Source organism: Arthrobacter sp. G119Y2 (assembly GCF_038069765.1).
In the GTDB taxonomy this organism is placed as follows: domain Bacteria; phylum Actinomycetota; class Actinomycetes; order Actinomycetales; family Micrococcaceae; genus Arthrobacter_B.
In genome coordinates this window covers 538,354-552,261 of record NZ_JBBPFS010000002.1, presented here as the reverse complement: position 1 = coordinate 552,261, position 13,908 = coordinate 538,354, and the positions used below count along the sequence as shown (strand labels likewise).

Sequence of the window (13,908 nt, the reverse complement as noted above, 5' to 3'; positions counted from 1 at the left end):
GGGCGGGCCTAGAAGAGTGCCCGGGCGAGGGCGGAGCGGGCCTTGGTGACCCGCGGGTCCGTGGTGCCCACCACCTCGAACAGGTCCAGCAGACGCAGCCGTGCCTTTTCCCGGTCATCGCCGAAGACCCGTGCGATCAGCCGAACCACGCGGTTGAACGCGTCTTCGACATGCCCGCCTGAGACATCCAGGTCCGCTACGGCTAGCTGTGCGTCAACGTCGTCCGGGTTGGCCGCTGCCTCGGTGCGCAGCTTCTCGGCGTCCGCGCCCTTGAGCCGGGCCATCAGTTCCACCTGGGCCAGCCCCGCCTTGGCCTCCGCATCCGCCGGCTGTTCGGCCAGCGCTTTGCGGTAGGCGGCGGCAGCGCCGTCGTAGTCCCCGGCCACGATCGCGTCGTAGGCTTCCTGGTGCAGCGGCGGCAGCGGAGCTTCCTCCGCCGGCTCCCCGGCACCGCCCTCGTTCAGGGTCCCCGCAACACCGTTGGCCGCTGCCACCTGCAGCAGCTCGGCGACCAGGGCGCGGATCTGTTCCTCCGGGACCGCCCGGTCAAAAAGCGGCACCGGCTGGCCCTTGAGGACAGCGGCGACCGTGGGGACAGCCACGGCCTGGAAGGCCTGGGCAATCTGCGGGAAAGCTTCCACGTCCACCCGGCCGAGCAGCAGCTTTCCGTCGTGCTCGGTGACAATGCTCTTCAGCACGTTGCTCACCTGCACGGATTCGGGACTGCGCGCTGAGTAGAGGTCGATGATGACCGGGACCTGCTCGGACAGCTGGACTAGCTGGGGGAAGGTCTGCTCGGAGACCTCAACGATGTACGGGCTGGCGGCCGGGGCGCCGGCCCCGCCCTGCCCCGGAGCCGGTGCCCCGGCTGCGGGCGGGGCCGTGGCCCTGGCTTTCAGGCCGGAGAGGTCGACGGCGCCGCGCAGGTTCATCGTGGAAGCTGCCGGTGCTGGACGGTGGTTCGGAGTGCTCATGGCTTCACCTTATTACGCGGTCTCGGGTCACCGGCAACCCGGTTTCCCCTGATGGAGGGTGGGGCTACTTCAGGGTTGCTGAGAGCAGTTCCTGGACGGCGCCGATGACCTGGATCTGGTCGGTGCTTCCGGCCGGGGGAACGTACAGCATGACGCCCTCTCCGTATTTGACGTCAATGCCTTCTTCGGTGCTGGTTTCACCCGTGAGCGTCTGGTAGACGGTGCCCTCAAGGTTGATGGAGTCGCCGGTTTCCTTGGGAACGCTCGTGTAGCTGCTGTCCATGTAGCCGAACACAATGGCTCCGCCGTCGGCGGTGCGCAGGGCGCGCGTGTCGTCCGGCACGGACGTGTGGTTGAAGGTGATGTTCGCGAACTCGTTGTCCGGGCTCGCCGTAACGTCAGACTGGAACTTGGTCACCGCGTCGGCGAAGGTGTTGGCCGAGAAGGTGTCCTTGTTGGCGCCGGCCGGGTTGGTCAGGGCATCGGCCAGTGCCTGCACGGCGATCTGCGGAGAGACGGTCAGGCCGTCGGCGGAGTCCGCCGGGGCGGGATTAACACCGGCGCCGGTGGACGGGCGCGGCGGGAAGGTGGTCCCGGGAAGCATCCGGATGGAAGAAACCAGCTTGTAGTTCTCGCGTGCCGAGGCCTGTTCCAGCAGCAGTGCCTGCGGAACCTCGTTCTCCGGGCCCTGGGTAACGGCAACCACGCTGCGCGGGAATTCCGTTCCGCCCATGATCAGGTCTGTCTTCAGCGGCTCCGCAGCTACCGGTTCCGGTGCCGGGTGGGTGGGTACTTTGGCTGCCGTGGCATACCCGGCCTCGCGCAGGGTGGCGGCCGAACCGGCGGCGCGCTCGGTAAGCAGGGCAGGGTCCTTGGCGGCATCCGCTTCCTGGACGGTGGCCGCGACGTCAACGAGGATCCGTTCCAGCTGCGACTTCAGGACCACGGGCGGGGTGGCTTCATCAGCCGGCTCGGCCGTGGGACCCGCGGTGAGCGGAAGTCCGGCCAGGGCGGGCGCGGGGGCGGCGCTGAAGGCCAGGGCAGCGGCAAGCGCGGTGCTGAGCGCGGCGGCAGGCCCCCGACGGCGCAGGACCGGCAGGATCCCGAAGGCCGTGGTGCCCGAGGCCGTGGTGCCGGAGGCTCCGGGCTTCCGTCCGGCAGCGGGCGCCGGTTCAGCCGCGGGCAGCGAGGTGGTGCTGTCGGTTACCGGATGGGCAGCGTCGGCCGTGCTGCGGGCGGGGCCCTCGGCGGACGGTTCCCCGCCGCCCGAACGGCGGCCGGTGTTGCCGCGGCCCGCAACGAAGGCCAGGGCAAGGCCGAGAACGGCAAGCAGCGCGCCGCCGACAATCAGCGGCACGGCAAACGGGGTGGACGCATCGTTGGCGTAGGTGACCGAAACGTCTGCGGGCGCCGGGGCCGTACCGTCTGAAGCAAGCAGGATCTGCCAGTCGCCGGAAGCCGGGGCGTCCCAGGTGAACGTCGTTTCACCGTCGACCTCCTGCTCGGAGACCCACAGGTCGGATCCGGCCGGATTGGGAACGGTGGGAGTTCCTTCAGTGACCTCGGAGGCCAGGCTGTCTCCGTCGGCTGCGACCCGCAGGACGGTGGCGTCCCCAACCCATGCATCGACGTCGTCGGCCCGGCCCACGGCCATCAGGAAGGGGCCCTCTCCCGAGAAGGTGAGGTCAACGCCGTCGGGGTGGGCAGTGAGGACATCAGTGCCGATGACAGTCAGCGGTGCCTGCTGATCGGCGGACGGGGCTTCGGCTGTGACGGTGCCCGGCGGAGCCCAGAAGGTGCGCTGCCCGATGCCCACAAGCATCAGCAGCACTCCGATCACGATCAGCGGAACTGCAATTTTGTTTCGCACAAGCTACCTATCTTCAGTCTCGGTACTTCGCATCACCTGTAGGTGCGGCTAAAACGGGACGTGGACCCTCTTGGCTATGGGCCGGTCAACGGGTTTATAACCCAATGGTAACGAAATCCACTGAACGGTCACATTCCGGTGCCTGCCCGGACCCCGGGCCGGCACCCGGGCGCAGCATGGCTGGTAATCTGGCGCTTCCGATCCCGGGCGTTCGCTACATACAGGAGACAAGCAAAAAAATGGGCGAGAACCAGGACCAGCCGGCCGGCGAGCCCCGCGAGGCTCCGCGGACGGCCCGGCAGCCGACCCCGCCCGACGGCGCGGCGCGGCGGGGATTCCTTGCGGCGGCTTCCGAGCGGCTCCGCCAGTCAGTTCCGCACCATGTGCCCGGAGCCCGCCCCCGGCGACGGTTCGAGTTTCCGCCCGACGTCGACGCGCCGGCCGGCGCAACCGCCGCCCGCAGCGTCCCCTCCGCCGAAACCGCTTCAGAGGGCGCACCGGCGGGCCCCGCCGAACTTCCGTCCGCCGGCATGAATGCCCATCCCATCCATTTCGGCTTCATGTTTGCCGTGGGAGTGGGCTTCGCCCTGCTGGGTTATTTCATCCTCACCAATGTGGGTGAACTGCTGGTCTGGATTGGCGCGGCACTGTTTATCGCCCTGGGCCTGGACCCGGTGGTCCGCTGGCTCGGTGCACGGCGCGTGCCGCGGCCGGCCGGAATCGCGATTACCGTGCTGGGTTTGGCGGGCATAGTGATCGGCTTTTTCGCGACACTGATTCCCACGATTGTCCGCCAGACAACGGAGATCATTAATAACGCCCCCGGCTACGTCAACACGTTCCTTGAATCCGATTTCTTCGTAAATGTCGATGAACAGTTCCATGTCCGTGAACGGATTGAAGAAGAAGCGAACAGGTTCTTTACGAATTCGGACGCCCTGGGCGGGGTCTTCGGCGGAGTGCTGTCGGTCGGCACGGTCATTGCCAACGGTCTCTTCGGTGCGCTCATCATCCTGGTCCTGACGCTCTACTTCCTCTCATCGCTGCCCTCCATGAAGATGTGGGCGTACCGGCTGGCTCCGCGGGGCCGGCGACGCCGGGTGGAGGCACTGTCGGAAGAAATCACCAGCAGCGTCGGCAACTACGTGATCGGACAGGGGCTCGTGGCAGTGCTCGACGCCACTTACGCCTTTGTTGTCATGTCAATCACGGGCGTGCCCTTTTCGGTGCTGCTGGCCTTCGTCGTCGCGCTGCTGGCCTTTATCCCGCTGGTCGGTCCGCCCATTGCGCTCATCGTGGTCTCCCTGATTGCGCTTACCGAAAGCTGGCAGACCGCCGTCGTCTTTGCCCTGTTCTACGTCGCCTACCTGCAGTTTGAGGCCTACTTCGTCTCCCCCCGCATCATGCAGCGTGCCGTGGCGGTGCCCGGCGCAGTCGCCGTCATTGCTGTCATCGCCGGAGGCAGCCTTCTGGGCGTGCTCGGCGCGCTGATCGCCATTCCCACCGCCGCAGCGGTGCTGCTGCTCCTCAAGGAAGTGTTCATCAGCCGCCAGGACCAGCGCTAGCGACGCCCCAGGCGCCCGCCGCCGGTCCTACGGGTGCGCCAGCACCGCTCATGCCAGTGCCTGCGGTCCGCCACTGCCGTGTCCCTGCCCAGCAGGGAGTCCTCCTGCCACACCACCAGGTGCGGCACGCCCGGAGGTATCACCATGCCGCAGCCGGGGCACTTGTAGTCCTTTGCCGCGTTGCGGGCCGTGATTTGCCGCACGGACCATTCGCCGTCCGCGGCGCTCTCCCGCTGCGGTATTCCGGCACGGGTCCGCTCCAGGTCCAGCTCGGCCGCGGGAGTTGCCCACTTGCTGCGGGCACTGCGGCCCAGATTGGCGTTGGCTGCGCCGGGCGGGCGGCGGGGACGGTTGGAACGGGGCATACAAGTCATTTTGCCGCAGCGGAGCCGGTAAAGTGCAACTGTGCGTTTAGTAATTGCCCGCTGCTCTGTTGACTACATCGGCCGCCTCCGTGCCCATCTTCCGCTAGCCGTCCGTCTGCTGATGGTGAAAGCCGACGGTTCCGTCCTGATCCACTCGGACGGCGGCTCCTACAAACCCCTGAACTGGATGAGCCCTCCGGCCACCCTGCGCATCACCGCTCCGGAAGAGGACGACGCCGCAACGGGCGTCATCGAAACCTGGAACGTCCAGAGCGCCAAGACCGATGACAAGCTCGTGATCAGCATCTACGAGCGGTTCTCCGAAACGTCCCATGACCTTGGCGTGGATCCGGGACTGATCAAGGACGGCGTGGAGGCCGATCTGCAGCGGCTGCTGGCAGAGCAGATCACCAAGCTCGGCGAAGGATTCACGCTGATCCGGCGCGAGTACATGACCGCGATCGGTCCGGTGGACATCCTGGCCCGCGATGCCTCCGGGGCCACCGTGGCCGTGGAACTCAAGCGGCGCGGTGACATTGACGGCGTGGAGCAGCTGACCCGCTACCTCGAACTGCTGAACCGCGATCCGCTGCTGGCACCGGTCCGCGGCGTCTTCGCCGCACAGCAGATCAAGCCGCAGGCCCGGGTGCTGGCCGCCGACCGCGGCATCGACTGCCTGACCCTCGATTACGACGCCATGCGCGGGGTGGACGACTCCGCCTCACGGCTGTTCTAGCTCCTTGCCGGCCCCGGTGCGGCACCCGGCCAATATGCCCAAAACCGGGCCCCGGCACCTTTTTCCGATGCAGTCCGGGGGCTTCCGCATTACCTGGAAAGTTTTTCGGCAAATTCGTTGACCAGCCATTAGGCGTGTGTAATCCTATAACCAGTCTTTGTGTAGGTGTTATTCATGCTCGCAAGACCGTTGCGAGCGTGAAGCTCCTCAAGGAACTGCTGAATGGCAAGGAACTTGAGCCTTCCCGTTTCAGTAACATAAGGCCGTCGCGGGGTGTGGCGGTCGGTAGTTCCACTTATGAGGAGAAACAAAATGGCACAGGGTACCGTCAAATGGTTTAACGCTGAAAAGGGCTTCGGCTTCATTACTCCCGACGATTCAGACGGCGACGTCTTTGTTCACTACTCTGAGATTCAGACCGGTGGCTTCAAGACGCTCGACGAGAACCAGCGTGTTGAGTTTGAAATCGGCCAGGGCGCCAAGGGCCCCCAGGCAACGGGCGTCACCGCCCTCTAAGCTTCACCGCAGCTGTTTCTTTACTGCAGCTGTTTCTTGCCCGGGCCTGCCCGGACAGCACTGAAGTCCCCGGCACATGCCGGGGACTTCCTTGGTTAACGGCGGTCAGCTGCGCCGGCGGACCACGCGTGCCCCCAGGCCGCGCAGGTTCTCCATGAACCGTTCGTAGCCGCGGTCGATATGGTCCACGCCGCGCACCTCGGTGGTGCCCTCGGCGGCCAGCCCGGCGATCACCAGTGCCGCTCCGGCGCGAATGTCATTGGCCTCCACCGGAGCACCGGAGAGACGGGGCACCCCCTGGATGAGGGCGTGATGGCCGTCCAGGCGGATCACGGCGCCCAGCCTCGCCAGTTCCGAGGTGAACCCCCAGCGTGCTTCGAAGACGTTCTCCGTCACCATGCCGGAGCCCGTCGATACGGCGTTCAGCGCCACGACGAAAGGCTGCAGATCGGTGGGGAAACCCGGATAGGGCAGGGTGGACACGTTGATCGGTTCGGGCCGGCCGGTTCCCTTGACGGTGAAGCTGTCCTCCCCCACCGTGACGGTGCAGCCCGACTGGGTGAGCTTGTCCAGGACGACGGCGAGGGCTGAGGCGTCCGCGTTGCGGATTTCGATGCAGCCGCCCGTCACCGCGGCAGCGAAGGCCCAGGTGCCGGCGACGATGCGGTCGGGAACCACCCGGTGAACAACGGGGTTCAGCCGTTGCACTCCTTCGATGACCAGGGTGTTGGTTCCGATCCCGGAGATATGCGCGCCCATTTCGTTAAGCATCTCGGCAATGTCGGTGATTTCCGGCTCGCGGGCCGCGTTGTCGATGACCGTGGTGCCGGCGGCCAGAGTGGCGGCCATCATGAGGTTTTCGGTCGCACCCACGGAGGGAAAGTCCAGCAGGTGCCGGGCACCGACCAGCCCTTCGGGCACGGAGGCGATCAGATAACCGTGGTCGATGGTGATGGTGGTTCCCATCAGCTCAAGTCCGGCACGGTGCATGTCCAGGCCGCGGGAGCCGATGGCATCGCCGCCGGGCAGCGCTACTTCCGCCTGCCGGCAGCGGGCCACCAGTGGGCCGAGGACGGAGATGGAGGCACGCATGGCCCGTACGAGGTCATAGTCGGCCTGGTGACCCGGCACTTCGGGCACGTCAACGGTCACCGCGGCCGCCTCGACGTCGTAATCCACATCACAGCCCAGCCGGCGCAAAAGCTCGGCCATGATCCAGACATCCTGGATATTGGGAACGTTGGTGATGGTGGAGGGTCCCTGCGCCAGCAGCGTGGCGGCCATGAGTTTCAGGACACTGTTTTTGGCTCCGGGTACGCTCACCGCTCCGTTGAGCGTGGACGGACCGGTAACAACTATGACGTCTTCCATCCCTCAATACTAGGGTAGATGAACGGCGGCGCTGGACCGGGGCGCGGCGGCCCGGGCCGGTTCAGCCCGGTGTCAGCGCGGTGTCAGCGCGGATCAGCGCCAGGTGCCGATACCGATGACGGGACCGGCTTCGAGCCAGGAGGAGAGGCCGGTGTAGACGTCATAGTTCATGGCGATCAGAACTTCGCGGTCCTCGTACTTCAGCGTCACGATAATGGCTCCGGGCTGGATCCGGGCGCGCTCGGCCTCTGTGGGTTGCCGCCAGCTGCCGATCTCCAGCGAGCTGCGCAGGAAACGGTGGGGCGGACGGGGACTGAGCGAAATGAGGCGCAGCCACTCCAAGTGGGTATCCGTATAACGACAAACCCCCATCTGCCACCCGCCGGGCGGGAGGCAAATGGAGGCGTCGAAAGTACCGAGGGCGCGCCGCAGCTGGCTGCGGCGCACCCCGAACAGAACTACTGCCAGCAGCAGCAGGCACAGCAGCCCTGCCAGCGCAATGAACAAATAAGAGCTGCTCATTGGGAAGGGTCAGCGAGTCCCAGCGTTGGCTGCGTCGTTCATCTGAGCATTGTCAGCGACAATCACCACGCGGTTGCTGTCGACGGAAAAGAATCCGCCGTCGACGTTCACCGTGAAGCGGGCACCGGAGACCGGCTCGATGGCCATTTCGCCTTCAGCCAGGATGGCCAGCAGCGGAGTGTGGCCGGGAAGGATCCCGACGTCACCCTCGGACGTGCGTGCCTTGACCATCTTTGCCGCGCCGGACCACACGAAGTGGTCCGCTGCGACAATCTCAACTTCGAGTTCAGCAGTGTTCGCCATAGGGCTTACTTCCCGGTCTGCTCTTGGATCTTCGCCCAGTTGGCCATGACATCGTCCATGCTGCCGACGTTGAAGAAGGCCTGCTCGGCGATGTGGTCCACGTCGCCGTCGCAGATGGCCTTGAAGCCCTCAATGGTTTCCTTGATGGTAACCGTGGAGCCCTCGACGCCGGTGAACTGCTTGGCGGTGTAGGTGTTCTGCGACAGGAACTGCTGGATGCGGCGTGCACGTGCCACAACAATCTTGTCCTCTTCACCAAGCTCGTCGATGCCGAGGATGGCGATGATGTCCTGCAGTTCCTTGTTCTTCTGAAGGATCTGCTTGACGCGGACAGCCGTGTCGTAGTGCTCCTGGCCCACGTACTGCGGGTCGAGGATGCGCGACGTGGAGGTCAGCGGATCCACGGCCGGGTACAGGCCGCGCGAGGCGATTTCACGGGAAAGTTCCGTGGTGGCGTCCAGGTGCGCGAACGTGGTGGCCGGGGCCGGGTCGGTGTAGTCATCAGCAGGCACGTAAATGGCCTGCATCGACGTAATCGAGTGACCCTTGGTGGACGTGATGCGCTCCTGCAGGAGACCCATCTCGTCGGCCAGGTTCGGCTGGTAGCCCACAGCGGACGGCATGCGGCCCAGAAGCGTTGAAACTTCGGAACCTGCCTGCGTGAAGCGGAAGATGTTGTCGATGAAGAGCAGCACGTCCTGGTTCTGCACATCGCGGAAGTACTCCGCCATGGTCAGGCCGGACAGGGCCACGCGCAGACGCGTTCCCGGCGGCTCATCCATCTGGCCGAACACAAGGGCGGTGTCCTTCAGGACGCCTGCCTCTTCCATTTCAACCCAGAGGTCGTTGCCCTCGCGGGTACGCTCGCCGACACCGGCGAATACCGAGGTACCACCGAAGTTGCGGGCAACACGGGTGATCATTTCCTGGATCAGAACGGTCTTGCCGACACCGGCGCCACCGAACAGGCCAATCTTTCCACCCTTGATGTACGGGGTGAGAAGGTCGATGACCTTGATGCCGGTTTCCAGCATCTCGGTGGAGCCTTCGAGGTCCGCAAAGTTCGGAGCCTTGCGGTGGATCGGCCAGCGCTCCGTGATTTCCAGCTGGTCTTCGGTGACGTCCAGGGGCTTGCCCAGGACGTTGAAGATGTGGCCCTTGACGCCGTCGCCCACGGGGACGGAGATCGGCGCGCCGGTATCCACGACGGCTGCGCCGCGGACCAGGCCGTCGGTGGCCTGCATGGAGATGGCGCGCACGAGGTTGTCGCCGAGGTGCTGGGACGTTTCGAACGTAATGGTGCGGGTCTCACCGTTGAGCGTCAGCTCGGTGGTCAGCGCGTTGTAGATGGTGGGGATTGCGTCAGCCGGGAATTCGACGTCGACAACCGGGCCGATGACACGGGCGATACGGCCGGTGGCACCCGAGGCTACGGAATCAGATCCGTGCTCGACAGTTTGGGCAGTCATCTCTCTCACTTCACTCAGTTAGATGGCGTGTGGACTAAGTTTGCTTCTGGTGGAACTACGCCTGTTGGAAGCTGGAGCTAGGACGCGCTGAGCGCGTCGGCACCGGCCACAATCTCGGACAGTTCCTGGGTGATCTCGGCCTGGCGGGCGTTATTGCGAAGTCGCGTGTACTTCTTAATAAGGTCGCTGGCGTTGTCCCCGGCGGACTTCATTGCGCGCTGGCGGGCGGCAAGCTCGGAAGCGGCTGCCTGAAGCATGGCTGCGAAGATGCGCGACTCGATGTAGCGCGGCAGCAGTGCGTCAAGAACCTTTTCGGGCTCGGGCTCGTACTCGTAGAGAGGCAGCAGCTCAGTCTCGGACTTCGCTTCTTCCTCGACTACCTCCAGCGGAAGCAGGCGGATCACCGTGGGTTCCTGGACAACCATCGACTTGAAGCGCGTGTAGACGATGTGGATTTCATCCACGCCGCCGTCTTCGTAGTCGGTGTTGAAGTCGTCGAGGAGCGCCCGGCCGATTTCGCGGGCGGTTTCAAAGTCCGGTGCATCGGTATTTCCGGTCCAGACACGCGCAGATTCGCGGTCACGGAAGTCGTAGTACGCCTGCGCCTTACGTCCCACCAGGTAGGTCTTGACCTCTTTGCCCTCTTCACGGAGCAGTTCGGCCAAGGATTCGCTTTGCTTGAGCACACTGGCGGAATACGAACCAGCAAGACCACGGTCGGAAGTGAGGACCACCATGGCTGCCCGGCGGATCTGCTCCGGCTCGGTAGTCAGCGGGTGATCGATTTCCGACTGGGACGCCACAGCAGAAACGGCACGGGTGATCGCATTGGAATACGGCAGTGACGCAGCCACACGGGTGCGCGCCTTTCCAATGCGAGAGGCAGCAATCAGCTCCATCGCCTTGAAGATCTTCTGCATCGACGTCGTCGAAGCGATCTTCTGACGGTAGACCCGAATTTGGGCTCCCATACTTTTCCTTTCAGTTCCTAGCGTTCTACTAGGGGCTAAGGCAAAGGCCAAGGGTTCCGCGTCCGGATCCCAAAGGACCCGGACGCGGAACTACAAAGGCGTTAGCGCTTCTGCTTGACGATCTTTTCCTGGTCAACAGCGTCTTCGCCCAGGGCGGAGTGCTCTTCGTGGCCGGCAGCAACCATGTGGTTGTCGCCTTCGCCGAAGAACCCTTCCTTGAACGCGACAACGCGCTTCTTGAGTTCATCCACTGTGGAGTCCTCAAGCTTGCCCGTCTGTGCCAGGGTGGTCAGCACTGAAGTGCTGTGCTTCAGGTGGTCAATGAACTCGCCTTCAAAGCGGAGCACATCTTCCACGGGAACATCGTCCAGGTAGCCGTTCGTGCCGGCCCAGATGGAAACAACCTGCTCTTCAACGGGGTACGGAGCGTACTGACCCTGCTTGAGGAGTTCCATCAGGCGCGCACCGCGGGTGAGCTGCTGACGGGTGGCTGCGTCCAGGTCCGAAGCAAACATGGAGAATGCCTGCATGTCGCGGTACTGGGCCAGTTCCAGCTTCAACGTACCGGAGACCTTCTTCATGGCCTTCTGCTGTGCAGCACCACCGACGCGCGAGACGGAAATACCGACGTCGACGGCGGGGCGCTGGTTGGCGTTGAAGAGGTCCGACTGCAGGAAGATCTGGCCGTCGGTGATGGAGATGACGTTGGTCGGAATGTACGCCGAGACGTCGTTTGCCTTGGTTTCGATGATGGGAAGACCCGTCATGGAACCGGCACCGAGGTCGTCGGAGAGCTTCGCGCAACGCTCCAGCAGGCGGGAGTGCAAGTAGAACACATCGCCCGGGTAGGCTTCGCGGCCCGGCGGGCGCCGGAGCAGCAGGGATACGGCGCGGTAGGCTTCGGCCTGCTTCGACAGATCATCAAAGATGATCAGGACGTGCTTGCCGCCGTACATCCAGTGCTGGCCAATGGCCGAACCGGCGTAGGGTGCCAGGTACTTGAAGCCTGCGGGGTCCGAAGCCGGGGAAGCAACAATGGTGGTGTACTCCATTGCGCCGCGGTCTTCGAGGGTCCGCTTGATTTCAGCAACCGTGGATGCCTTCTGGCCGATGGCTACGTAAATGCAGCGCACCTGCTTCTGGACATCGCCGGATTCCCAGTTGGCCTTCTGGTTAAGGATGGCGTCAACGGCAATGGCGGTCTTACCCGTCTTGCGGTCACCAATGATCAGCTGGCGCTGGCCGCGGCCGATCGGAATCATGGCGTCGATAGCCTTGAGACCGGTCTGAAGCGGTTCGTGGACCGACTTGCGCTGGGTGACGCCGGGTGCCTGGAGTTCCAGTGCACGGCGTCCTTCAGCCTCGATCGGGCCCAGGTCGTCCATCGGCTCGCCCAGCGGGTCGACAACGCGGCCCAGGAAGGCGTCGCCCACGGGTACGGACAGGACTTCACCGGTGCGGTGAACTTCCTGGCCTTCTTCGATCCCGGCGAAGTCGCCGAGTACAACGACACCGATTTCACGGGTGTCAAGGTTCTGGGCGAGGCCCAGTGTGCCGTCCTCGAACCGAAGCAGCTCGTTAGCCATGACGGAGGGCAGGCCCTCCACACGGGCAATGCCGTCGCTGGCGGTTGTTACGCGGCCAACTTCAACGCGCTCTGCGTTTCCGGGTTCGTATGACGCCGCGAATTCGTTCAACGCATTACGGACGTCGTCGGCGTTGATGGTCAATTCGGCCATCTGCAGTCCCTGCTCTCCTGTGTTGTGATCATCGCTTGGTGCCGATGACCGTGATTAGTTCTCAAGTGTTCGTGATCTGGTCTCATACCGTCCGTGAAGACGGCTAGACCGCGAGCTTCCGACGGAGGTCGGACAGACGGGAAACTACTGATGAATCCAGTATCTCGTCTCCCACTGCGATCCGCACGCCGCCGATTAGTGACGGGTCAACGTCGGCGTTGATCTTCAACTCACGGCCGTAGAGTCCATTAAGAGAGGACTGCAGACGCGAAAGCTGCTCTTGGGTCAACGGACGGGCGGCCCGAACCTCGGCAATCCAGCGCTTCTGGCGCCCGGCGACGAGCTCCAGGAAGCGTGCCACGAGGGCGCTGGGCTTCAGGCCACGCGGATGCGTGACTGCCTGGCGGATCAGCACCAGTGCTTCGGGAGTAGCCCCGGGCACCAGCGCTTCTGCCAGACGGATCTTCGCCTCAGGCGATGCCTGCGGCTCGGACAATGCCCGCTGCAGCTCGTGGCTGGAAGCTACCGCCCGGTTGAACCGGATGAGGTCGTCTTCCAGGGCGTCGAGGCCGGCAAGGCCCGATCCCCTGTTTTCGGCCGTTGCTGAAACAACAGTGGCAGCCAGTTCCTCGAGCGCATCACCCAAGTCACGCGGAGACCGCCAACGCGAGGAGACCAGATCAGCCACAATGGCTTCAGCGTCAGCCGAAACCTTGCCGCGTACCAGCTGTGAAACCAGCGCCGCCTTGTCATCACTTTGACGGGCGGGGTCGGTCAGCGCACGCCGGATACCGGCGCTGCTGTCGAGAACGCCCAGGATTCCAAAGAGTTCCTCTGCCAGTGACAGCGAAGCAAACGGAAGCTTGGCTTCCAGGTGCTCATATGCCATGGCCAGTGATTCGCTCGATACTCCTGCCATTACCTAGCTGCACCTGCGTTCTCGTTTTCCAGTTCCCCAAGGAAACGGTCAACCACGCGTGCAGCGCGGGCGTCATCCTCGAGCGTTTCGCCGATGATGCGTCCGGCCAGCTCGGTAGCCAGCGTGCCTACCTCAGCGCGGAGCGACGTAACGGCCGCCTGCCGCTCTGCGGCGATCTGCACCTGTGCCTGCTCGGTGATCCGTGCGGATTCCGCAGCTGCCTTGGCCTTCAGTTCCGCGAGGATCTGGGCGCCTTCGGCGCGTGCTTCTTCACGGATGGTGTTAGCTTCTGCGCGGGCATCGGAAAGCTGTGCCTTGTACTCGTCCAGCGCTGCGCTGGCCTCGGCCTGGGCCTTTTCGGCCTTCGCGATGTTGCCTTCGATGGCTTCCGTGCGCTCTGCGTACGTCTTCTCGAAGGCCGGCACCACAAACTTGACGACGATGAACATCAGTATGGCGAAACTGATTCCCGTCACCAGGATTTCCCAGACGTTGGGAATCAGGGGGTTGGCGCCTTCAGAGGCTGCCAACAGAACTACCTGATCCATAATTCACCCGTCCTATCTGCTTGGTTGGTCGGTCGGCTGG

Annotated in this window: 14 protein-coding genes; 3 read left to right on the top strand and 11 right to left on the bottom strand. The window is 64.2% G+C overall.

Annotated features, from left to right (window positions below; all coding sequences use genetic code 11):
* Positions 1 to 8: 8 nt before the first annotated feature.
* Together WKB88_RS06245 and WKB88_RS06240 are read right to left on the bottom strand one after the other, a co-directional pair.
* Complete coding sequence (locus WKB88_RS06245; protein ID WP_341393662.1) at positions 9 to 974, bottom strand: tetratricopeptide repeat protein; 966 nt, start codon at positions 972 to 974, stop codon at positions 9 to 11.
* 64 nt (positions 975 to 1,038) lie between these two features.
* A complete protein-coding gene (locus WKB88_RS06240; RefSeq protein WP_341393661.1) occupies positions 1,039 to 2,844 on the bottom strand; it encodes a hypothetical protein in 1,806 nt (601 codons plus the stop codon).
* A gap of 239 nt (positions 2,845 to 3,083) precedes the next feature.
* Between WKB88_RS06240 and WKB88_RS06235 the strand changes: the two genes are divergently transcribed.
* Positions 3,084 to 4,409, top strand: a complete 1,326-nt coding sequence (locus tag WKB88_RS06235) for an AI-2E family transporter (RefSeq protein WP_341393660.1) — start codon at positions 3,084 to 3,086, stop codon at positions 4,407 to 4,409.
* On the opposite strand, the gene WKB88_RS06230 is transcribed toward WKB88_RS06235, so the two are convergent.
* The gene (locus tag WKB88_RS06230; RefSeq protein ID WP_341393659.1) at positions 4,406 to 4,774 is read right to left on the bottom strand and encodes a hypothetical protein; all 369 of its coding nucleotides are present in this window, start codon (positions 4,772 to 4,774) and stop codon (positions 4,406 to 4,408) included. The genes WKB88_RS06235 and WKB88_RS06230 overlap by 4 nt on opposite strands.
* A gap of 40 nt (positions 4,775 to 4,814) precedes the next feature.
* Between WKB88_RS06230 and nucS the strand changes: the two genes are divergently transcribed.
* The gene (gene nucS / locus WKB88_RS06225; protein WP_341393658.1) at positions 4,815 to 5,510 is read left to right on the top strand and encodes an endonuclease NucS; all 696 of its coding nucleotides are present in this window, start codon (positions 4,815 to 4,817) and stop codon (positions 5,508 to 5,510) included.
* Positions 5,511 to 5,822: 312 nt separating this feature from the next.
* A complete protein-coding gene (locus WKB88_RS06220) occupies positions 5,823 to 6,026 on the top strand; it encodes a cold-shock protein (RefSeq protein WP_104101230.1) in 204 nt (67 codons plus the stop codon).
* A gap of 105 nt (positions 6,027 to 6,131) precedes the next feature.
* Here the strand turns inward: WKB88_RS06220 and murA are convergent, their stop codons facing one another.
* From murA to WKB88_RS06180, 8 genes are all read right to left on the bottom strand, one after another.
* Entirely contained in the window at positions 6,132 to 7,397 is a 1,266-nt protein-coding gene (gene murA, locus WKB88_RS06215) for a UDP-N-acetylglucosamine 1-carboxyvinyltransferase (RefSeq protein WP_341393657.1), read from the bottom strand.
* 93 nt (positions 7,398 to 7,490) lie between these two features.
* Positions 7,491 to 7,919: a DUF2550 domain-containing protein gene (locus WKB88_RS06210; RefSeq protein ID WP_341393656.1), complete on the bottom strand. Its 429-nt coding sequence runs from the start codon at positions 7,917 to 7,919 to the stop codon at positions 7,491 to 7,493.
* A 9-nt stretch (positions 7,920 to 7,928) separates the two neighbouring features.
* On the bottom strand, positions 7,929 to 8,222 hold the full coding sequence (locus tag WKB88_RS06205) for a F0F1 ATP synthase subunit epsilon (protein ID WP_104052449.1): 294 nt from the start codon (positions 8,220 to 8,222) through the stop codon (positions 7,929 to 7,931).
* Between the two features lie 5 nt (positions 8,223 to 8,227).
* A complete protein-coding gene (gene atpD / locus WKB88_RS06200) occupies positions 8,228 to 9,691 on the bottom strand; it encodes a F0F1 ATP synthase subunit beta (protein WP_341393655.1) in 1,464 nt (487 codons plus the stop codon).
* Positions 9,692 to 9,768: 77 nt separating this feature from the next.
* Positions 9,769 to 10,662, bottom strand: a complete 894-nt coding sequence (locus tag WKB88_RS06195) for a F0F1 ATP synthase subunit gamma (protein ID WP_341393654.1) — start codon at positions 10,660 to 10,662, stop codon at positions 9,769 to 9,771.
* A 101-nt stretch (positions 10,663 to 10,763) separates the two neighbouring features.
* Complete coding sequence (gene atpA / locus WKB88_RS06190) at positions 10,764 to 12,401, bottom strand: F0F1 ATP synthase subunit alpha (protein WP_341393653.1); 1,638 nt, start codon at positions 12,399 to 12,401, stop codon at positions 10,764 to 10,766.
* Between the two features lie 103 nt (positions 12,402 to 12,504).
* Complete coding sequence (locus WKB88_RS06185; RefSeq protein WP_341393652.1) at positions 12,505 to 13,320, bottom strand: F0F1 ATP synthase subunit delta; 816 nt, start codon at positions 13,318 to 13,320, stop codon at positions 12,505 to 12,507.
* Positions 13,320 to 13,868, bottom strand: coding sequence for a F0F1 ATP synthase subunit B (locus WKB88_RS06180; protein ID WP_341393651.1), 549 nt, complete (start codon positions 13,866 to 13,868; stop codon positions 13,320 to 13,322). Before WKB88_RS06180 ends, WKB88_RS06185 begins: the two co-directional genes overlap by 1 nt.
* Positions 13,869 to 13,908 lie beyond the last annotated feature (40 nt).